The sequence below is a fragment of the Novosphingobium sp. BL-S-33 genome, assembly GCF_056857025.1.
Map to the genome: position 1 here is coordinate 2,639,081 of NZ_CM166474.1, position 19,782 is coordinate 2,658,862.

A 19,782-nucleotide genomic window follows, 5' to 3' on the forward strand; every position below is an offset into this window, starting at 1 on the left:
CCTCTCCTCCCCCTATCAGTAGACCTGTCGCAAGCCCGTCACGATCAGATTTCGTCGTCCACCTCGCCCTCACCTTCGCCCTCGCGCCGCTCGGCCATGCCGAGGAGCTTCAGCTTGCGGTGAAGGGCCGAGCGCTCCATGCCGATGAATGAGGCGGTCTTGGAGATATTGCCCGAAAAGCGCCGGATTTGCAGCCGCAGATATTCCCGCTCAAAGCTCTCGCGAGCCTCGCGCAGCGGTGCGCTCATCATCACCGAGATGCCCGCCTCGCCGCCGGCCCGGTTGCTGAAGATTTCGGGCGGCAGCATGTCCACCTCGATCCGGGCAAGCTTCTCGCGCGGGGCCATGATGACTGTCCGCTCGACCACGTTGCGCAGCTGGCGGACGTTGCCCGGCCACTCGTAGGCCTGAAGCGCGGTCATGGCCTCGGCGCTCACTTGCGGCGGCGAAACGCCCTGCTCGTTGGCATAGCGCGCGAAGAAATGATCGATCAGCGAGGGAATGTCATCCCGGCGTTCGCGCAGCGCCGGGATCGACACCGGGACCACGTTGAGGCGGTAGAACAAGTCCTCACGGAACCGGCGCTCGACGATTTCCTTTTCGAGATCGCGCGAAGTGGAAGAAACCACACGCACGTCGACGCGGATCTGGCGGGTGCCGCCCACGCGCACGAAGGCCTGATCGGTCAGCACGCGCAGGATGCGTGCCTGTGTCGAAAGCGGCATATCCGCCACTTCATCGAAATAGAGCGTTCCGCCGTCGGCCATTTCCAGCAGGCCGGGGCGGATCAGCGAGCCCTCGCTCTCTTCGCCGAACAGTTCCTGTTCGAAGCGCTCGGGCGTGATGCGTGCCGAATTGACGCTGACGAAGGCGCTGTCCGCCCGCGCGCTCCAGGCGTGAAGCAGGCGTGCGGCCACTTCCTTGCCCGAACCGGCGGGGCCGGTGATCAGCAGGCGGCTGCCGGTGTTGGCGACCCGCTTGAGCGTCGCGCGCACCTGGTTGATCGAGCCGCTCGATCCGGTGAACTCCTCCCCCATGGTGAAGTCGGAACGGAGCTGGGCATTTTCGCGGCGCAGGCGCTCGGTCTCGGTGGCGCGGCCGACGAGGTGGAGCAGCTTCTCGGCTTCGAAGGGCTTCTCGATGAAGTCCACCGCGCCGCGGCTGATCGCGGCGACGGCCGTGTCGATGTTGCCGTGGCCCGAGAAAATAATGACCGGCAAGCCCGGTTCGCGCGCCTTGATCGCATCGAGCACTTCCAGACCGTCCATCGGGCTGCCGTGAAGCCAGACATCGAGCAGCACCAGCGACGGGCGGCGGGCGTCGATCGCGGCCAGTGCCGCTTCGCTGTCGCCGGCGGTGCGGCATTCATAGCCTTCGTCGCTCAGCACACCCGCGACCAGTTCGCGGATGTCGCGCTCGTCGTCGACGATCAGGATTTCGAGGGCCATGACACTATCTTCTTGGACTTGAATGGATGGGAATGCGGAAAGCGCGCTGAATTCATTCGGCGGCCTCCGCCTTGCGCGCCTGGGCCGTCGGATCGATGGCGAAGCGCATGGTTACCGTGGTGCCGCCGCCGGGGGTCGGCAGGAACTGCATTTCGCCGCCATGCTCCTCGATGATCTTGTTGACGATGGCGAGGCCGAGGCCGGTGCCCTTTTCGCGCGTGGTGACATAGGGTTCGATGATCCGCTCACGGTCCTGCGTGAGTCCGATGCCGTTGTCGGCCACGCGCACGAGGATCGCTTCGGGCAGTGCATCGACCCCGACGGCGATAGTTCCGTGATAGCCTTCCGGCGCATCCTTGGCCTTGGCCTCGATCGCCTCCACCGCGTTCTTGAGCACGTTGGTCATCGCCTGCCCGAACTGGTGGCGGTCGCAATCGATGCTGCCGATGTCGGGATCGCTGGTGAAGCGGAAGTTGATATCGGGCCGGGCCACTTCCTGAAGGAACAAAGCCTGCCGCGTCAGCGCGACCGGGTCCTCGTTGCGGAACACCGGCTTCGGCAGGCGCGCGAACGAGGAGAACTCGTCCACCATCTTGCGAAGCTCGCCCACCTGCCGGATGATCGTGCGGGTAAGGTCTTCGAACAGTTCGGGATCGTCGATGATCTGCTTGCGATAGCGGCGGCTGAGGCGCTCGGTCGCCAGCTGGATCGGGGTCAGCGGGTTCTTGATCTCATGCGCGATGCGGCGCGCCACGTCCGACCATGCAGCAGTGCGCTGGTCGAGCAATTGCCGCGTGATATCCTCGAACGTGAGCACGTGGCCGGTGGCATCGCGGGTCACCTTCACAGCGAAAGTCAGCAGATCGCCCTTGCGGTGATACTGGACGAGCCCGCCCGAACTGCTCTGGTCGATCAGCGCGGCGAACTGCGGCGCCAGATCGTCCAGCGGCAAGTCTTCGGGCGCCTGCGGAAGATCGGTCAGCAGCTTCAAGGCGGTGCTGTTCATCAGCAGGATCCGCCGTTGATTGTCGACCGAGATGATCCCCGAGGTCACCGATTCGAGCACGGCCTCGATAAACACGCGGCGTTCGTGAAGCTGGCGATTGGCCCCCAGCAGCGCCTGGGTCTGCTTCTCTAGCTGCGCCGTCATGCGGTTGAACGCGCGGTTGAGTAGGCCGATCTCGTCCGTACCGGTACGCCCTTCAAGCCGCAGCGCGAAGTTGCCGCTGCCCACGGTCCGCGCGGCGTCGACCAGTTCGTAGAGCGGCTTGACCTGCCGGTCCGCGAACCGCAGCGCGACCCACACCGCCAGCCCGACCAGCGCCAGCGAAGCGATGAACAGCGCGATGTTGAAGCGTAATTGCAACACCCGGGCGCGACTGGTCAGAACCTCGTAGGCCTGAACGATATTTTCCGCGTTCTCCGCGCGTTGGCCCTGACTCAGCGCCAGCAGGTCGTTGCTTCGGGCGGCATAGAGATAGACGCCGGATTGCCGCTCGATCGGCACGGCCGCGACGATCCGGTTTGCATCGGTGGTCACGACGTAGGGCTCGCCCTTCTGGAGCCGCTGCTGCACGTCCTGCCCGATCCGCTTGGAATCGGACTTTCCATCCGGATCGACAATGATTGGCGTGCGCTGGCTGCCGTCTCCGGCCACCTGGATCAGCGCGGCGACGGAAAGGTTCCGGCGGAACACCTGATCGGCGAAGAAGGCCTGAAATTCGCGGCTCGCGACCGGATATTCGCCCAGCATGACGCGCGTGTCCTGCGCCATCGCGACCGATTCGTAGCCTACGTCCCGCTGCGTCTGCTCGTAATAGCCACGTGCCAGCTTGTTGGCGTTTTCCAGCAGCCCCCGCGAGGAATCGGAGAACCAGAACTCGACGCCGGACTGGAACAGCCACGAGGCGAAGACCACCACCAGCAGCGTCGGCACCGCGGCGATCAGCGAGAAGATGAACACCATGCGGACGTGCATCTGCCCGGTGCCGCCAATGTGTTCTGCCGCGCGGCGCAGGGCGATGCGGCGCCCGAACAGCACGAGGATCGCCATGGCCGGAACCAGTGTTCCGATCAGCAGCGTGGCCGTGAGATTGGAAGGCAGCAGGGCGCGCTTGTCGTCCCCGTTGTCCAGCGCCATCCAGGTCGCCGCCGTCATGCCGAGCAGGAAGGCGAGGACCGAGACCACTTCCATCACGGCAAAGAAGTTCGCCCGGCGTGCCGCAATCTGGACACGCCGCCACCAACGCGGCCAAGCGCGCTTGCGGACCTTGATTTCGCTCATCGTGGCCAAGTTACAACGCTAGTGTTGCCGGTTTGCAAGAGCAAATCCATCAAGGCTGGATCATGAACGACGGGTGAATTCCTCAGGATCGAGCGCGAGTTCGCTGAGGCGCTTGCGCAAGGTGTTGCGATTTATGCCCAATGCCTGTGCCGCGCGCAGCTGGTTGCCGCCGGTTTCACGGAGCACTTCCGAGAACAGCGGACGCTCAAAAGCCGCCACGGCGGCTTCGTAGATCGTTCCGCTGGCGGGCCGCTCGGCCGCGAGCCAGCGCGACACGGCATCGGCGATTCCGTCGCCGCTGTCCGTGCCGCTCCAGTCGTCCGGTGCATGGCCGGAGCCATTGGCCGGGACAGCGCCTTCGGGCACGAGCAGGGCCTGCACGCTCTCGGTATCGATCAGGTCCTCACGCGCGAGCAGCGCGAGGCGGTAGATGAAGTTCTTCAGTTCGCGGACATTGCCGCGCCACGCCTGCCGCGCCAGCAATTGCGCCGCCTCCGGGCTGAGCTGGCGGCGCGGCAGCCCTTCCCCAGCGGCAAGCTGGAGAAAATGCCGGGCCAGCACATCGATGTCGTCCCGCCGCTCGCGCAGCGGCGGCATGTGGATCGGCACGACATTGAGGCGGTAATAGAGGTCCTCGCGGAAGCGCCCGGCGGCGATCTCGGGTTCGAGATCCTTGTTGGTGGCCGCCACGATGCGGACATCGAGCCGCACTTCCTCGCGCCCGCCCACGCGCCGTACGGTGCCCGACTGGAGCGCGCGCAGCAGCCGGGTCTGCGCCTGCATCGGCATGTCGCCGATCTCATCGAGAAACAGCGTACCGCCCGAAGCCTGCTCGAACTTGCCGACATGGCGCGCGACAGCGCCGGTGAAGGCGCCCTTTTCATGACCGAAAAGCTCGCTTTCAATGAGATCGGCAGGGATCGCGGCCGTATTGACCGCTATGAACGGCCCACCCCGGCGGTGCCCCAGATTATGGATCGCCTCGGCCACGAGTTCCTTGCCGGTTCCCGATTCGCCCAGGATCAGCACGGTCAGATCGTTGCGCAGCACCCGGGTAATCATCCGGAACACGGACTGCATGGCGACACTGCGGCCAACCAGCGGCAACCCGTCGCCCAGCGGCTCGTCGCCTGCGGGGGAAAGCCCCTTCCCCGCCCCCGCCGCCTGGCGGACCGTGCGCGCCAGTTCGTCGATGTCGAACGGCTTCGGGAAGTATTCGAAGGCGCCGGTATCGCTCGCCCGCACGGCGGTATCGAGCGTGTTCTGTGCGGAGAGGATGATGATCGGCATCATCGGATGAGCATCGCGCACGCGGCCTATCGTCTCGATACCGTCGCCGTCAGGCAGCATGACATCGGTGACGAGCGCGTCGAAGCAGCCATCTTCCAGCATCTGGTCGCGCTCGGCGATGGTCTGGCAATGGACAACGGAGAACCCCTCCGCCTCAAGCGCAGCGGTAATGACGATGGCGATCGAGACGTCGTCCTCGACCAGCAGAACACTCATGGCGCGACCTTCCTCCTGCTTGCCCGCCCGCGCGTTTCGCGCGCCAGCGGCAGGTGCACGCGGAAATGCGTGAGCCCCGCCTCGTCGTCGCGCTCGTGCGTGATGCGCCCGTTCATGTCGCGAACGAGTTTGCGCACCAGCGGCAGGCCAAGCCCCTGTCCCGCCTTCTTGGTGGTGACGAAGGGCTCGAAGATATGATCGCGCATCGCCGCATCGACGCCGGGGCCGTTGTCGGTCACGCGCAGTTCGACGGGAAGCCGCACCGGCTCGCCCGAATCGGTGGTGTGAAGCTGAAGGCCGCTGGCAAACCGCGTGCGGATCACCACGCGCGGCTCCGCTTCGCCTTGGCAGGCCTCGCGCGCATTGGAAACGAGGTTGATGATCACCTGCACCAGCGCGTCTGAACTGCCGAGAACGGCAGGCAGCGAAGGATCGAATTCCTCGACGATGCGTACGGCCGTTGCCGTGTTTTTACGGGCCGTGCTTTCATGCGCCGTCGCGATCACGTCGATCGCGCGGCGCGCGGCCTCGTGCAGGTTGCAGGGTTCGACCGGCGGCGTGGTCCGGCGCGACAGCTTCTGCATGCGCTCGATCAGATTGGCGATGCGGTCGACTTCGGACGTAATCAGTTCGGTAAGCGCAATGTCCCGCTCACCCGCATGGCGCGAAAGCAGCTGCGCGGCACCGCGAATGGCCGCCAGCGGGTTCTTGATCTCATGCGCCATGATCTCGGGACCGCGCAGGACAGCATTGTCTGCACTTCCCGAATCGTCGCCCATGGCCTCGGTCGCGCTGTTGTCGTGGATCGTCAGCACCTGCCAGCCCGGCGTATCGGCAACCGGCGCGACGTTCACGTCGATCCGCCGCACGCCGCGTCCCCGGATCGAAACCGTGACTTCGCGCGCGGAAACCGGCGTCTCGTAATCGTCGAGCCGCTCCAGCAGACGCCCGTCAGGCACCGTCATCACATCGCGCAGCGGACTACCGGTAAGACGCCGCAGCGACTGGCCGAAAAACTGCTCCGCCGCCGGATTGAGCGACGCGATCCTGAGGCCGGGTTCAAGCACGACAACGGCGAGCGGCAGGCTGGCCATGAGCCGCCCGACATCCGGTCGTGCATTGACCGGCGCGAGGTTCATGCGGCCTGGCGTTGCAGGACGTTCGCCTCGCGCGGCTCATCCCGGAATGGCGCATAGAATTCGGCCAGCATGGCCAGAACCACGTCGGGATCGTCAACAAAGTTCACGCGGTTGCGGAACTCGGCCGATCCCTTGATGCCCTTTACGTACCAACCAAGATGCTTGCGCGCCATCTTCACGCCGGTTTCGCGGCCGTAGTGGGAGAGCATCTCTTCGTAATGTTCGCGGATGATCTCGTACTGCGCGCCGAAGCCGGGCTCCGCAAGCAGGCCGTTGCCGCGCCACCACTGCATGACCTGCGCAAGAGCCCAGGGCTTGCCATAGGCACCGCGCCCGATCATCAGGCCGTCCGCGCCGGATTGCTCCAGCGCCGTGGCGGCATCGCCGATCTCGCAGATGTCGCCATTGACGATGACAGGGATCGAAACCGCGTCCTTCACCTTGCGCACGAAGCTCCAGTCGGCAGAGCCCTTGTACATCTGGTTGCGGGTGCGGCCGTGCACGGTAATCATCTTCGCGCCCAGATCCTCGGCAATGCGTGCGAGCTCCGGGGCGTTCAGGCTGTCATGACACCAGCCCATGCGCATCTTGACGGTGACAGGCACTTTCACGGCCTTGACCGTGGCCTCGATCAGGTGCCTCGCCAGCGGCACGTCGCGCATCAGTGCCGAGCCGGCATCGCCGTTGACGACCTTGCGCACCGGGCAGCCCATGTTGATGTCGATAATGGCCGCGCCGCGATCTTCGACCAGCTTGGCCGCCTCGCCCATCTGTTCCGGATCGCAACCGACAAGCTGCATCGAAACCGGGTCTTCTACCGGATCCCACATCGCCTTCTGAAGCGAAACGCGGGTCTCACGGATGGCAGCCGGGCTGGCAATCATCTCGGTGACATTGAGGCCCGAACCGAAGCTACGGACCATGCGCCGGAACGGCAGGTCCGAAACCCCCGTCATCGGCGCGAGCACGACCGGGCAGTCGATCCTTACCGGTCCGACCTCGATCGGCGTGACCGCCGGTGGCGTGGGAAGTTCGTTCATAAGCGAGCTCGAAATTGCCTTAAAAATGTCACGTGCCCTGAAAACGCAGCGTGCCTAAAAAACAGGCAGCGCATAGTGGATTGCCCTCACGACGGCAAGCGATTACCGGCGAGCACAATGTCGCACGACCAGACAATTCCGCACCAGCGAACTGAAGACGGGCAAAAGGTGGCAGCGATCGTCGTTGCCGCCGGTCAGGGCCTCCGGGCCGGGCAGCCTTTGCCCAAGCAGTTCGCGCTCTGGCGCGGCAAGCCGGTGCTTCGCCATTCGGTCGAGGCGCTCAGCGGCGCAGGCGTTGCGCCGATCATGGTGGCTATCCCCGAAGGCGCCGATGCGCTGGTTCGCGAAATTCTCGCCGGGATCAAGGACATCCAGCTAACCACGGGTGGTGCCTCGCGGCAGGAATCGGTGCGACTCGGCCTTGAAGTTCTGGCGGGTTCCGCGCCCGACCTCGTGCTCATCCACGACGCCGCCCGTCCGATCCTGCCCGCTGCCGTCATCGACCGGCTGACCGCCGCCCTCGGGCATCATGACGGTGCGATCCCGGTCTTGCCGGTGGTCGACAGCCTTGCCCACGCCGAATGCGGCGATAGCGGCGAAACGATGGGCGCCCCGGCCCGCCGCGAAGCCTTGCGGCGGGTGCAGACCCCTCAGGCCTTCCGATTCGCCGGGATCCTCGCCGCCCACCGGGCGTGGGAAGGCGCCGCCACCGCCGGGGACGATGCTCAGGTAGCACAGGCGGGCGGTCTCGAAATCGCGCTCGTCGAAGGAGACGAAGCCTTGCACAAGCTGACTTTCGCCGCCGACTTCACCCCTTCCACGCCGCCGATCCGCGTCGGCACAGGCTACGACGTCCACCGCCTCGAAGCGGGCGAGGAACTCTGGCTCTGCGGCGTGAAGATCGACCATACGCACGGCCTCTCCGGCCACAGCGACGCGGACGTGGCCATCCATGCTCTCGTCGATGCGCTGCTGGGCGCAATCGGCGCGGGTGACATCGGCCAGCACTTCCCGCCGAGCGATCCGCAATGGAAAGGCGCCGCGTCCGACCGCTTCCTGGCGCATGCCGGAAAGCTGGTGGGCGAGGCCGGCTACATGCTGGCCAATGCCGACGTGACGATCATCTGCGAGGCGCCCAAGATCGGCCCGCACCGGCAGGCCATGCGCGCAAGACTCGCGGAAATCCTCGGCGCAGACATCGCCGCGATCAGCGTCAAGGCAACCACTACCGAGAAACTGGGTTTCACCGGACGAGCCGAAGGCATTGCCGCACAGGCGGCGATCAGCCTCGTCCGGATCTAGGAGCGCTCAACATGGCCCATCGCAAGATCCTGTCGCTCACTGCGGCCCTGCTCGCGCCCGTCATGGCGCTGGTGCCCGGCATGGCGCAGGCCGCCGAAGCGACCTGCCTGACCCGCGGCGAGGCGCAGGCGCTGTTCAGCTACGCGCTGCCGCAAGTCATATCGGGCACGTCCAAGCGCTGCCAGCAAGTGCTGCCCGCCAATGCCTATCTGCGCACACATAGTGACGAGCTGGTGGCCCGCTACGCCTCGCAAAAGGGCCGCTACTGGCCCGAAGCCAAGGCCGCCTTCCTCAAGCTCGGCGAAGGCCAGAGCGCGGACGTAGCCAAGTTCGCACGCAACCTGCCTGACGATTCGCTGCGCCCGCTCGTCGACATCACTGTCGAAGGGCTGGTCTCGCAGAACCTTCCGCTCAAATCATGCGACCGCATCGATCTCGCGATCGACCTGCTGTCGCCCCTGCCGCCCGAGAACACTGCCGGACTGATCGCCCTGATCGTCGAAGCCACCGCCAAGGCCCGGGACATTGCCCCCGCCGATGTCGGGGACAAGGCCAGGATCGCCGGGCTGACCCTTTGCAAGGACTGACATGCCGAACATCATCCTCTTCCCGCAGGATCTCTACGACCTCGCGGAGCGCGTGATTACCGAGAACAAGGCGATCGGGCGCAAGGTCGCCGTGGCGGAAAGCTGCACCGGCGGGCTCGTCTGCGCCGCGCTCACCGAAGTGCCGGGCTCGTCCGCGGTGCTCGATCGCGGGTTCATCACGTATTCGAACGAGGCCAAGCAGGAACAGCTCGGCGTGCCCGCCGACATCATCGACACGTTGGGCGCGGTCTCCCCGGCGACGGCCTGGGCGATGGCCCAAGGTGCAATCACCCACAGCCGTGCCGACGTCGCCGTCGCGATCAGTGGTATCGCCGGGCCTGATGGCGGCAGCGAGTTCAAGCCGGTCGGCACCGTGGTCTTCGCCCGTGCGGAGCGCGGTGAGGAAGATGTGAATGCGGAGCAAAAGCAGCTCGATGGCACCGGCCGCGCCGAAATCCGGCATCAGGCCGCGCTCATCGCGCTCGAACTGCTGCTGCCGGGCAGCGAGTGACTGCAAAACCGGGTTAGGTGATCCCAAGCTACGCCTTGGGTCACTTTAGGTGCCGCTGGGAAAATTGACCGAAACTGGGCGGCCGCAGGCTGCTCAGCTGGTCTGCGGTTCCCCGTAGAGATCGTGCGCCCGCGCTTCGAAGGCGGCCACCATCTTGCGGAAAGCCTTGTCGAAATACTGCCCGGCCAGCTTCTCGAACAGGGCGTTGCGGAAGCTGAAGCGCACGTCGAACTCCACGTCGCAGCTATGCGCGTCGACCGGATGGAAGGTCCAGCAGTTGTCGAGGTCCTTCATCGGGCCATCGACATAGTGGACTTTGATCTCGCGCGGACGAACCTTCTCGACGCGTGAGGTGAACTTCTCCCGCAGTGCCTTGAAGCCCACCAACATGTCCGCGATCATCTCGGTCCCGGTATCGGACTTGACGCGCGTGGCCACCACCCAGGGCAGGAATTCCTGATAACGACCCACGTCGGCGACGAGGTCGAACATCTGTTCGGCGCTATAAGGCAGCCGGTAGACTTCGTGAATTCCGGGCACGGTCAGGCCTTGGTCGTCGCTGCTTTGGAGGTACGGAGCATCAACGGGCCGCTCCGGCCCCGGATGCGGCCTTCGCCAGCTTGGCCTCGCGCGCGGCGCGCATTTCGGCGAAGTCCTTGCCCGCATGGTAGCTCGAACGCGTCAACGGCGAGGATGCAACCTGCAGGAAGCCCTTGGCGCGGGCGATGGCGCCATAGGCATCAAACGCGTTGGGCGTGACGAATTCCTTGACCTCCGCATGCTTCGGCGTCGGGCGCAGGTACTGGCCCATGGTCAGGAAATCGATGTCGGCGCAGCGCATGTCATCCATCACCTGATGAACTTCCAAACGCTCTTCACCGAGGCCCAGCATCACGCCGGACTTGGTGAAGATCAGCGGGTTATGCGCCTTCACCTCTTCCAGCAAACGCAGCGAGGCATAGTAACGCGCACCCGGGCGAATGGTCGGATAGAGCCGGGGCACGGTTTCCAGATTGTGGTTGTAGACGTCCGGACCCGCGGCCACGATCGCCTCGACCGCGCGGCGCATCTTGCCCCGGAAATCGGGCGTCAGAATCTCGATGGTCGTGTTGGGCGTCGCGGCGCGCAGGGCCTGAATCACCTTCACGAACTGGTTGGCGCCGCCATCGGGAAGATCGTCGCGATCGACCGAGGTGATGACGATGTGCTCAAGGCCCGTCTTCACGGCCAGTTCGGCCACATGCTCGGGCTCAAGCGGATCGACGCGGCCGGGCATGCCGGTCTTCACATTGCAGAACGCACAGGCGCGCGTGCAGGTGTCGCCCAGAATCATCACCGTGGCGTGCTTCTTGGTCCAGCACTCGCCGATGTTCGGACATGCCGCCTCTTCGCAAACCGTATTAAGCTTGAGATCGCGCATGAGCTGGCGAGTTTCGCCATATTCCTTGCTGGTCGGCGCCTTGACGCGGATCCAGTCGGGCTTGCGCTGACGTTCAGGCTTCTGCTCGGGGCTCGGCACGGAGGAGAGGTCGTTCATGGGGCCCAGATAGTCGCAAGCTTGCCGGCTTGCCAGTGCGAATATCCGCTCTATGGGTTGCGTGCGCATCAATGGAGGACCCGATGACCGTTTCACCCACAGAATCAAACGCTCCAGAAAACCGCGTCCTCGACAACCTGATCGCCGGATATCGCCGCTTCCGCGACTCGGGCTGGACCCCGCATCGCGAGCGTTGGGCCCGCCTCAGCGAAGGCCAGCAGCCGGAAATCATGATCGTCGCCTGTTCGGACAGCCGCGTGGATCCCTCGCAGATCTTCGACGTCGATCCCGGTGAAATCTTCGTGGTCCGCAATGTCGCTGCGCTGGTGCCGCCCTTCGAGACCAATCCCGGCCATCACGGCGTCTCCGCCGCGCTCGAATTTGCGGTGCAGGTGCTGAAGGTGAAGGAAATCGTCGTCATGGGCCACGGCATGTGCGGCGGCTGCAAGGCGGCCCTCACACAGGAACTGCGTGGAACCGAGCCGGGTGAAGGCGGATTCATCGCCGACTGGATATCCATGCTCGACGACGCCCGCGCCCCGGTCGCGGCCGAGTTCGGCATCACGGGCCGCCCGGCCGAGCGCGAGATGGAACAGGCCGCGGTGCGCGTCAGCCTCGACAACCTGATGACCTTCCCTTGCGTGCGCCACAAGGTAAAGAACGGCGAACTCAAGCTGCGCGGCACGTTCTTCGCGATTTCCGATGGCGAACTGCACCTGATGGACGACGACACCGGAAAGTTCGCACCGGTTCGCTGACGATCGCCCACCCGGCGAACAATCGACAGCAAACGAAAAGGGAGGCGGGGATAACCCGCCGCCCTTTCATTTTGCACCGCAACCGCGGGATCAGGCAGCCGGGCGTGCACCCTTGCCGGCAGCATAGGCCGACCACAGCTTGGCGATCGACGAACGCTTGTCGGTAACCTTGGCAAGGGTCGCCTGCGCTTCAGCGTTCTTGCCCTGCATCGCCTGCGCCATGCCGAGGCGCAGATTGGCTTTGTTGGCATCGACGCCGGGCTTGGCGAGCGCGGCCTTGAAGAGTTCTTCGGCCTTGTCGTACTGGCTGTAGCTGAGGAACACGTCCGCAGCGGTCATCACCTGCGCGGCAGTGGCGCCGGGCTTCAGGGCATCACGCTCGGTTGCGGGCAGCGAAGCCTTGTCGGCAGGAACGCGCGAGGCGCTGTTGGCGCGGTCCGCACCCACTTCAGCCTGGGTCAGCAGGCCCTTGGCAAGGCCCTGGTCCATGACCTTGAGCGCTTCACCCGGATAGGCGCGCGGATCGGCATCTTCGAGGTATTCGAAGTAGTCGCGCTTGTCCTTCATGCCGCCGCTGATGAACATCAGGCGCATGAGGTCAAGGTTGTCCGACTTGTCGAACGAGCCCAACTGGCGCACGATCGAGGTCGAAATATTCCACGTCTCGTCGCGCGGATAATACTGCACCAGCAGCCCGGCATATTCGGCCGAAGCATCAAGCTGCTTGGCGTTGTAAGCCTGCTGGAGAACGCTGCGCAGCGAAGATTCGCTGGGCGCGACGCCCTTGGCGCGGGCCGCGTCGATGTCGGCCTTGGCCATCGCCATCGCGGCTTCGGGGTTGTTGCCGCGCTTGTAGGATTCCGCCAGAATCATGTCGAGCTGGCCCTGCGGATCCTGATAGCCGGCGTCCTTGGCCTGCTTCAGGTACGTCGCCGCATTGGCGTAGTCCTTGAGGTTGAAAGCGTTGACGCCCGCGTCGAAGTAGGTCGAACCGGCCGAAGTCGCCGGGATCTTGCCGCTCGCGATCATCATCTGCACGCCGCTCTGCTTGAACGCGAGGTCCTGCGCGAGCACGCCATAGGTGCGGATCAGCTGACCAAGCGCAAGCTTGTCGTCAGGCGTCGTCGCGCTGGGAATGGCGGCTTCCATCGCAGCCTTGCCGTTGCCGCCGAGCGCGGTGTCGATGCTCGACTTGGCGGCCGGGAAAGCATCCGGACCTGCGCCCTGCGGAAGCGCCGCAGTTGCCGCGTTGACGGCCTTTTCAATGGGACCGGCAGCCTTGATGAAGGCATCCGAGTACTTGGCCGCGTCTGCCTTCTTGGCGTCCTTGGCGGACGCCGCAGCCGGCACCATGGCAACCGCCATGCCGCCACTCAGGGCCACGGCGAGGGCAATTCGGGAAATCAGGAACTTGCGAGCCATCAAGGCCAACTCCTCAACAAGACACATACGGTCGCGCCGCGAACAGCGGCACCGCATAAAGCGCCGCGCCGGTTTGGCGTCGAAATGGTCGCTTGGCAACCTCGGCGCCCGATTAGATGTACGCCGCTTAACGCTGATTGAATGCGTTTCGTCGCAAGCTTTCCGGGTTTGCAGCGCGCCGGTTTGCTCCGCACACTCCATAAGTGTGGAAAAAGGAACGCTTGACCCCCTCGCCCAGCGCGTTCCGGTGGCTTTCGCCTTACGCATGCCCTAGGGCGATCCATCATCCCTTGTCCCGCAGCAACGAACGATCCAGCGCGTGAGCGACGACACCGACATTCCAGAGCAGAACGGTCCCGGACACCCCGGTCCCGAAGGCGAATACACCCGCATCGACATCGTCGATGAGATGAAGACGAGCTATCTCGATTACGCGATGAGCGTGATCGTGAGCCGCGCGCTTCCGGACGTGCGCGACGGCCTCAAGCCCGTGCACCGCCGCATTCTCTATAGCTGCCACGAAGCAGGCTATGTTGCCGGGCGTCCTTACCGCAAGTCGAGCCGCATCGTCGGTGACGTCATGGGTAAGTATCACCCGCATGGTGACAGCGCGATCTACGACGCGCTGGCGCGCATGACGCAGCCGTGGTCGCTCCGCGTTCCGCTGATCGACGGCCAAGGCAACTTCGGTTCGATGGACCCCGATCCGCCGGCCGCCATGCGTTACACCGAAGCGCGTCTCGACAAGGTGTCGAACGAGCTTCTGGCCGATATCGAAAAGGCCACGGTCGACTTCGCGGACAACTACGACGGTTCCGAAAGCGAGCCGACCGTGTTGCCGGCGCGTTTCCCGAACCTGCTGATCAATGGCGCCGGCGGTATCGCCGTCGGCATGGCCACAAACATTCCGCCGCACAACCTCGGCGAAGTGATCGATGGCTGCCTTGCCATGATCGACAATCCGGCGGTCACGATCGAGGAACTGATCCAGATCATCCCGGGGCCGGACTTCCCGACCGCGCCTCTGATCCTCGGCCAGGGCGGTGCGCGCAATGCGTACCTCACTGGTCGCGGCTCGATCATCATGCGCTGCCGCCATGAGATCGAGGAAGGCCGCGGCGATCGCCGCTCGATCGTGCTGACCTCGATTCCCTATCAGGTGGGCAAGGCCGGCCTCGTCGAGAAGATCGCCGAAGCCGCCAAGGACAAGCGGATCGACGGCGTTGCGGACATCCGCGACGAATCGAACCGCGAAGGCATGCGCGTCGTCATCGACCTCAAGCGCGATGCCACGCCGGAAGTCGTGCTCAACCAGCTCTGGCGCAACACCCCGGCGCAGTCGAACTTCGCGGCCAACATGCTGGCCATCAAGAACGGCCGCCCCGAAGTCCTCAACCTGCGCGATATCATCCAGGCCTTCATCCAGTTCCGTGAGGAGGTCATCACCCGCCGCACCAAGTTCGAACTGAACAAGGCGCGTGACCGGGCGCATATCTTGCTGGGCCTCGTCGTCGCGGTTTCGAACCTCGACGAAGTGGTGAAGATCATCCGCAGCGCGCCGAATCCGGCAGAGGCACGGTCCCGCCTGCTGACGCGCGAATGGCCGATCGGCGATATCGCGCCCTATATCCGCCTCGTCGAGGCGATCGAGCCCAGCGCCGAGCAGGATGGCGGATCCTACCGCCTGTCCGAGATCCAGGTGAAGGCGATCCTCGACTTGCGCCTGCACCGCCTGACGGCGCTGGGCCGCGACGAGATCGGCGACGAGCTCAAGGAACTGGCCACCGCGATCGAGGAATACCTCTCGATCCTCGCCGACCGCGTGAAGCTTTACGGCGTCATGCGCGGCGAACTGGTCGCCGTGCGCGAACTCTATGCCACTTCGCGCGTGTCGGTGCTGACCGGCGCTGCCGAGGGCATCGAGGACGAGGACCTGATCGAGCGCGAGGACATGGTCGTTACCGTGACCATGGACGGCTATATCAAGCGCACCCCGCTCTCGACCTTCCGCGCTCAGAACCGTGGCGGCAAGGGCCGCGCCGGCATGGCGACGAAGGACGAGGACGTGGTGACGACGATGTTCGTCACGTCCACGCACAACCCGGTGCTGTTCTTCTCGACCGCCGGCAAAGTCTATCGCCTCAAGGTCTACAAGCTGCCTGAAGGCGGCCCGACCACGCGTGGCCGCCCGATCGTCAACCTCCTGCCCGCACTGGACAAGGACGAGACGATCCAGACCGTTCTCGCCCTCCCCGAAGACGAGAAGGAGTGGAGCAAGCTCTCGGTCGTCTTCGCGACGGCCAAGGGCAATGTGCGCCGCAACTCGATGGACGCCTTCGCGAACATCCCGTCGAACGGCAAGTTCGCGATGAAGTTCGAGCCCGATGCGGACGGCACGCCCAACGACGATCGTCTGATCGGCGTGGCCTTGCTCTCGCACTCGGACGACGTTCTGCTGGCAAGCCGTCAGGGCAAGGCCATCCGCTTCGCCGGCGATCTGGTGCGCGAATTCGCAAGCCGTACGTCCACGGGCGTGAAGGCCATGACGCTGAAGGACGATGACGAGGTCATCTCGCTCTCGATCCTGCACCGCGTCGGCGTGCAGGACCAGGAAGAGCGCGAGGCTTACCTCCGCTTCGCACCCTGGAAGGGCGAGAAGGAAGGCGAAAGCTCGCTCGACGCCGAGCGTTTCGACTACCTTGTCGAAAAGGAGCAGTTCATCCTCACGGTCTGCGCCAACGGTTACGGCAAGCTGTCCTCGGCCTACGAGTACCGTCGCACCGGCCGTGGCGGTCAGGGCATCACCAATATCGACAACATCGCCCGCAACGGTCCGGTTGTCGCCAGCTTCCCGGCGACTCGTGCCGACCAGCTCATGCTGGTTACCGATCAGGCCAAGCTGATCCGCCTGCCGCTCGATTCGCTCCGCGTAATCGGTCGCGGCTCGGCCGGCGTGCGCCTGTTCAACGTCTCCGGCGATGAGCATGTGGTGAGCGCGGTGCGTCTCGACGAGGCCGATGAGGATGTCGTCGAAGGCGAAGGCACCGAAATCGAAGCCGGCGCATCCGATGCACCGGAAACTCCGGACGAGACGCCGGAAACCGAAGCGTGAGCGACTCGATCGCCTACAAGATCCTGACCGGCGAGCAGCTCCAGCAGCTGCTCGCCGAAGGGGTTTTCACCGGCGCACCGATCGACAAGGCCGACGGTTACATTCACATGTCCACTGCCGCGCAGGCTCAGGAAACGCTGGAAAAGCACTTTTCCGGCCAGACCGGCCTCGCCCTTGCCGCCGTTGATCTGAATGTGCTCGGCGATGCGGTGAAGTGGGAAGTCTCGCGCGGCGGCGCACTTTTTCCGCATATCTACGCAGATCTGCCGTTGTCGGCCGTCGTTGCGCACGCTCCTGTCACTTATGCCGAGGACGGCAAGCTGCTCTTTCCGGCCTGAATTTTCGGCCTGAAACGCCGAAGGCTGCGCGGATGCGCACTCACCGGGGATGACCTTGCCCTTCCCCATCGCGCCGCAAAGGTCTAGGCGCAACCGCCATGACTTATGACGTTCACATCATCGGCGGCGGCCTGGCTGGCAGCGAAGCCGCCTGGCAGCTTGCCCGTCGCGGCTTCAAGGTTCGCCTCTCGGAAATGCGCGGCGCGTCCGCGGACAAGGGCGGCGAAAGAAGCCCGGCCCATCAGGGCGATGGCCTGGCCGAACTGGTCTGCTCCAATTCCTTCCGCTCCGACGACGACGAGAAGAATGCGGTCGGCCTGCTCCACCACGAGATGCGCCGCTGCGATTCGCTGATCATGGCGGCGGCGGCCAAGGCGCAGGTTCCCGCCGGTTCCGCGCTCGCAGTCGACCGCGACGCCTTCTCGGCCGAAGTGGAATCGCGGCTTGCCGCCCTGCCCAACCTCGACGTCGTGCGCGAACGGATCGACGTGCTGCCGCAAGCAGGCACCACGATCGTCGCCACCGGCCCGCTGACCGCCGAATCGCTGGCCCACAGCATCGGCGCGGCGACCGGAGCCGACAGCCTGGCCTTCTTCGACGCCATTGCCCCCATCGTCTATCGCGAGTCGATCGACATGGATGTGTGCTGGATGGCCTCGCGCTGGGACAAGCCTTCGAAATTGGGCGGCGAGACCAAGGACTACATCAACTGCCCGATGAACAAGGAGCAGTACCTTGCCTTCCATCAGGCACTTCTCGATGGCGAGAAAACGGCCTTCAAGGAATGGGAAGCGAATACGCCCTACTTCGATGGCTGCATGCCGATCGAAGTCATGGCCGAACGCGGCGTTGAAACACTGCGTTTCGGGCCGATGAAGCCGGTCGGGCTGGACAATCCGCACTGGGCCACGCCTGAACACCCGAATGGCCGCTGGGCCTATGCCGTCGTCCAGCTGCGGCAGGACAACAAGCTAGGCACGCTGTGGAACATGGTCGGCTTCCAGACCAAGCTGAAGCATGCCGAGCAGGTGCGCCTGTTCCGCACGATTCCGGGCCTTGAGAACGCCGAATTCGCACGTCTCGGCGGCCTGCATCGCAACACTTTCATCAATTCGCCGGTCCTGCTCGACCGCCAGCTGCGCCTGAAGACCGCGCCGCACGTGCGCTTCGCGGGCCAGATCACCGGTTGCGAAGGCTATGTCGAAAGCGCGGCGGTCGGCCTGATGGCCGGCCTGATGACGGCGACCGAACTGACGGGTCGCGAATGGCAGGCCCCGCCACGCACGACCGCGCTCGGCGCCCTGCTCTCGCACATCACCGGCGATGCCGAAGCCGAGCATTATCAGCCGATGAACGTCAACTTCGGCCTCTTCCCGCCGCTCCATGACGTGAAGAAGAAGCAGCGCAAGGAAGCCTATACCGAGCGCGCCAAGGAAGAGATCGCCCCCTGGCTGGCAGACCTGACGCCCGCATAACTCAGGGTTTGCACGAACACTTCGGTTTCGGCTTGGGAGGGGGCGGCGCGGTCGCGCGGAATTCGTCCGGGGTCAGGATCTCGTCGTGGTTGGCATCGGCACGGTCGAACTTGTCGATCGTCGCCAAGGCCCATTCCTCGAAAGTCAGCAGATTGTTGCCGTCCTTGTCGAGCTTGCGGAATGCCGCGGTACGGGTCGACGACATTTCCTGACGGCTGATCTTGCCGTTGCGGTTGAAATCGTAACGCGCGAAGCGGCGCTGCTCCCGGGTGAGCGGCGTCGCTTCGGGCAGTTCCGGACCCGCCAGATTTTCAAGATCGGCACTGGGAATGTCGGTCGGATGAGGCTGCGGCTTGGCCGCGACCGGAGGCGGCGCCGCCTTTTCCACTTCGGCACGCCCTTGCCACCAGAACAGTCCCAGCGACAGCAGCAGTAGCACCGTCTCGCCGCCGAGGATGAAGCGCTGCATCGCAATCTCCCTGAAATTGCGCGGCTTATCCACTCGGCTTCGCGCCTCAGGGAAATTACATGTCTGTTATCGCTGCAAATTCAGCGACCGAGCAGGCCGATCCGCATGGCCTTGAGCACGGTTCGCGCCGAGCCTTGCCCGCCGCTCATCATGTTCTCGCGCGCCAGCCCTTCCAGCACCGCAAGCGGCCTGAGCGCGCGTGACACCCGCGCGGGTCGCTCCTGTTCGGCCTGGGCGAGACGGCGCACGACCACGCTTTCGCCCGGATGGTTCAGCTTCGTCGCGAGGTCGGCCAGTGCCCAGCGCCGTCCGAGAGTTCGTGCGGCCTCAGCCTCCCCCTCATGGCCCAGTGCATGAGCAAGGCCCGCAAAGGCAGCGGCGCGGCCATCGACCATCTCTTCCAGCGCAGAGGGAGCCAGCGGCGCTTCCCCGGTCAGCGCTTCCCAACCGTCGACAAGCGCCACGAGAGCCGTATGCGCGCCATTCCAGCTTCGAAGCGCGGCCAGCAAGGGCTCGCCCTCCGGCCATTCGCTGGCATCGCGCGCCAGCGTCTCGCGCCACCAGGCGAGACGGATCTGCGCCATCATAGGTTCTCGCGAGTGCCGAAGCAGGCCCGCAAGCCGCTGATCGAGCGCCAGCAACGCCAGCGTCGGCAACCTTGCGCGCGACGGCGCATAGGCCAGCGCAAGCCGCATGGTCTGCGGCAATGCGGGAAGGAGCAGGTCTTCGGGACGACTTTCGGGGGCGGATAGCTCGGACACGAGGCCTCTCTAGCCCCCATGGTCTGCCGCGCAAGCCCGTAACGCAAAACGGCGGCGAAGCCTTCGCTTCGCCGCCGTCTTACTTGTCAGCGC

The 19,782-nt window shown here is 64.8% G+C and carries 17 protein-coding genes; 7 read left to right on the forward strand and 10 right to left on the reverse strand.

Going from position 1 to position 19,782, the window contains the following annotated elements:
• Positions 1-44: 44 nt before the first annotated feature.
• Genes ntrX through dusB form a run of 5 tightly spaced genes read right to left on the reverse strand, consistent with a single transcriptional unit; the run spans position 45 to position 7,417 of the window.
• Positions 45-1,448, reverse strand: coding sequence for a nitrogen assimilation response regulator NtrX (ntrX, locus tag AC1VVM_RS12370; RefSeq protein WP_482904158.1), 1,404 nt, complete (start codon positions 1,446-1,448; stop codon positions 45-47).
• Between the two features lie 52 nt (positions 1,449-1,500).
• Positions 1,501-3,732: a sensor histidine kinase gene (locus AC1VVM_RS12375; protein WP_482904159.1), complete on the reverse strand. Its 2,232-nt coding sequence runs from the start codon at positions 3,730-3,732 to the stop codon at positions 1,501-1,503.
• Between the two features lie 60 nt (positions 3,733-3,792).
• Positions 3,793-5,238: a sigma 54-interacting transcriptional regulator gene (locus AC1VVM_RS12380; protein WP_482904160.1), complete on the reverse strand. Its 1,446-nt coding sequence runs from the start codon at positions 5,236-5,238 to the stop codon at positions 3,793-3,795.
• The gene (locus AC1VVM_RS12385) at positions 5,235-6,377 is read right to left on the reverse strand and encodes a two-component system sensor histidine kinase NtrB (protein WP_482904161.1); all 1,143 of its coding nucleotides are present in this window, start codon (positions 6,375-6,377) and stop codon (positions 5,235-5,237) included. Before AC1VVM_RS12385 ends, AC1VVM_RS12380 begins: the two co-directional genes overlap by 4 nt.
• Complete coding sequence (gene dusB / locus AC1VVM_RS12390; protein ID WP_482904162.1) at positions 6,374-7,417, reverse strand: tRNA dihydrouridine synthase DusB; 1,044 nt, start codon at positions 7,415-7,417, stop codon at positions 6,374-6,376. Before dusB ends, AC1VVM_RS12385 begins: the two co-directional genes overlap by 4 nt.
• A gap of 117 nt (positions 7,418-7,534) precedes the next feature.
• On the opposite strand from dusB, the gene AC1VVM_RS12395 reads away from it, so the two are divergent.
• From AC1VVM_RS12395 to AC1VVM_RS12405, 3 genes are read left to right on the forward strand one after another with little or no spacing between them, the layout of a single operon-like run.
• Positions 7,535-8,719, forward strand: coding sequence for a bifunctional 2-C-methyl-D-erythritol 4-phosphate cytidylyltransferase/2-C-methyl-D-erythritol 2,4-cyclodiphosphate synthase (locus AC1VVM_RS12395; RefSeq protein ID WP_482904163.1), 1,185 nt, complete (start codon positions 7,535-7,537; stop codon positions 8,717-8,719).
• A gap of 11 nt (positions 8,720-8,730) precedes the next feature.
• On the forward strand, positions 8,731-9,306 hold the full coding sequence (locus AC1VVM_RS12400; protein ID WP_482904164.1) for a hypothetical protein: 576 nt from the start codon (positions 8,731-8,733) through the stop codon (positions 9,304-9,306).
• A 1-nt stretch (position 9,307) separates the two neighbouring features.
• Positions 9,308-9,817, forward strand: a complete 510-nt coding sequence (locus AC1VVM_RS12405) for a CinA family protein (RefSeq protein WP_482904165.1) — start codon at positions 9,308-9,310, stop codon at positions 9,815-9,817.
• 93 nt (positions 9,818-9,910) lie between these two features.
• On the opposite strand, the gene AC1VVM_RS12410 is transcribed toward AC1VVM_RS12405, so the two are convergent.
• Together AC1VVM_RS12410 and lipA are read right to left on the reverse strand one after the other, a co-directional pair.
• A complete protein-coding gene (locus AC1VVM_RS12410; RefSeq protein ID WP_132385415.1) occupies positions 9,911-10,357 on the reverse strand; it encodes a type II toxin-antitoxin system RatA family toxin in 447 nt (148 codons plus the stop codon).
• Positions 10,358-10,397: 40 nt separating this feature from the next.
• A complete protein-coding gene (gene lipA, locus AC1VVM_RS12415; protein WP_482956348.1) occupies positions 10,398-11,354 on the reverse strand; it encodes a lipoyl synthase in 957 nt (318 codons plus the stop codon).
• A gap of 83 nt (positions 11,355-11,437) precedes the next feature.
• On the opposite strand from lipA, the gene AC1VVM_RS12420 reads away from it, so the two are divergent.
• Positions 11,438-12,112: a carbonic anhydrase gene (locus tag AC1VVM_RS12420; RefSeq protein WP_132385416.1), complete on the forward strand. Its 675-nt coding sequence runs from the start codon at positions 11,438-11,440 to the stop codon at positions 12,110-12,112.
• A gap of 90 nt (positions 12,113-12,202) precedes the next feature.
• Here the strand turns inward: AC1VVM_RS12420 and AC1VVM_RS12425 are convergent, their stop codons facing one another.
• Entirely contained in the window at positions 12,203-13,534 is a 1,332-nt protein-coding gene (locus AC1VVM_RS12425) for a hypothetical protein (protein ID WP_132385417.1), read from the reverse strand.
• Between the two features lie 319 nt (positions 13,535-13,853).
• On the opposite strand from AC1VVM_RS12425, the gene gyrA reads away from it, so the two are divergent.
• The 3 genes from gyrA to trmFO all read left to right on the forward strand — a co-directional run bounded on the left by gyrA (position 13,854) and on the right by trmFO (position 18,459).
• On the forward strand, positions 13,854-16,646 hold the full coding sequence (gyrA, locus tag AC1VVM_RS12430; RefSeq protein WP_482904166.1) for a DNA gyrase subunit A: 2,793 nt from the start codon (positions 13,854-13,856) through the stop codon (positions 16,644-16,646).
• Positions 16,643-16,984 (forward strand): DUF952 domain-containing protein, encoded by a 342-nt coding sequence (locus AC1VVM_RS12435; protein ID WP_482904167.1) that lies wholly within the window; start codon positions 16,643-16,645, stop codon positions 16,982-16,984. Before gyrA ends, AC1VVM_RS12435 begins: the two co-directional genes overlap by 4 nt.
• A gap of 98 nt (positions 16,985-17,082) precedes the next feature.
• Positions 17,083-18,459, forward strand: coding sequence for a methylenetetrahydrofolate--tRNA-(uracil(54)-C(5))-methyltransferase (FADH(2)-oxidizing) TrmFO (gene trmFO, locus AC1VVM_RS12440; protein WP_482904168.1), 1,377 nt, complete (start codon positions 17,083-17,085; stop codon positions 18,457-18,459).
• A gap of 1 nt (position 18,460) precedes the next feature.
• On the opposite strand, the gene AC1VVM_RS12445 is transcribed toward trmFO, so the two are convergent.
• Entirely contained in the window at positions 18,461-18,928 is a 468-nt protein-coding gene (locus AC1VVM_RS12445) for an EF-hand domain-containing protein (RefSeq protein WP_482904169.1), read from the reverse strand.
• Between the two features lie 80 nt (positions 18,929-19,008).
• On the reverse strand, positions 19,009-19,689 hold the full coding sequence (locus AC1VVM_RS12450) for a hypothetical protein (RefSeq protein WP_482904170.1): 681 nt from the start codon (positions 19,687-19,689) through the stop codon (positions 19,009-19,011).
• Between the last annotated feature and the right edge of the window lie 93 nt (positions 19,690-19,782).

Bases quoted from the DNA above. Each gene is read 5' to 3' on its own strand.
- ntrX (WP_482904158.1), bottom strand. From the start codon at position 1,448: ATGGCCCTCGAAATCCTGATCGTCGACGACGAGCGCGACATCCGCGAA.
- AC1VVM_RS12375 (WP_482904159.1), bottom strand. From the start codon at position 3,732: ATGAGCGAAATCAAGGTCCGCAAGCGCGCTTGGCCGCGTTGGTGGCGG.
- AC1VVM_RS12380 (WP_482904160.1), bottom strand. From the start codon at position 5,238: ATGAGTGTTCTGCTGGTCGAGGACGACGTCTCGATCGCCATCGTCATT.
- AC1VVM_RS12385 (WP_482904161.1), bottom strand. From the start codon at position 6,377: ATGAACCTCGCGCCGGTCAATGCACGACCGGATGTCGGGCGGCTCATG.
- dusB (WP_482904162.1), bottom strand. From the start codon at position 7,417: ATGAACGAACTTCCCACGCCACCGGCGGTCACGCCGATCGAGGTCGGA.
- AC1VVM_RS12395 (WP_482904163.1), top strand. From the start codon at position 7,535: ATGTCGCACGACCAGACAATTCCGCACCAGCGAACTGAAGACGGGCAA.
- AC1VVM_RS12400 (WP_482904164.1), top strand. From the start codon at position 8,731: ATGGCCCATCGCAAGATCCTGTCGCTCACTGCGGCCCTGCTCGCGCCC.
- AC1VVM_RS12405 (WP_482904165.1), top strand. From the start codon at position 9,308: ATGCCGAACATCATCCTCTTCCCGCAGGATCTCTACGACCTCGCGGAG.
- lipA (WP_482956348.1), bottom strand. From the start codon at position 11,354: ATGAACGACCTCTCCTCCGTGCCGAGCCCCGAGCAGAAGCCTGAACGT.
- AC1VVM_RS12420 (WP_132385416.1), top strand. From the start codon at position 11,438: ATGACCGTTTCACCCACAGAATCAAACGCTCCAGAAAACCGCGTCCTC.
- AC1VVM_RS12425 (WP_132385417.1), bottom strand. From the start codon at position 13,534: ATGGCTCGCAAGTTCCTGATTTCCCGAATTGCCCTCGCCGTGGCCCTG.
- trmFO (WP_482904168.1), top strand. From the start codon at position 17,083: ATGACTTATGACGTTCACATCATCGGCGGCGGCCTGGCTGGCAGCGAA.
- AC1VVM_RS12445 (WP_482904169.1), bottom strand. From the start codon at position 18,928: ATGCAGCGCTTCATCCTCGGCGGCGAGACGGTGCTACTGCTGCTGTCG.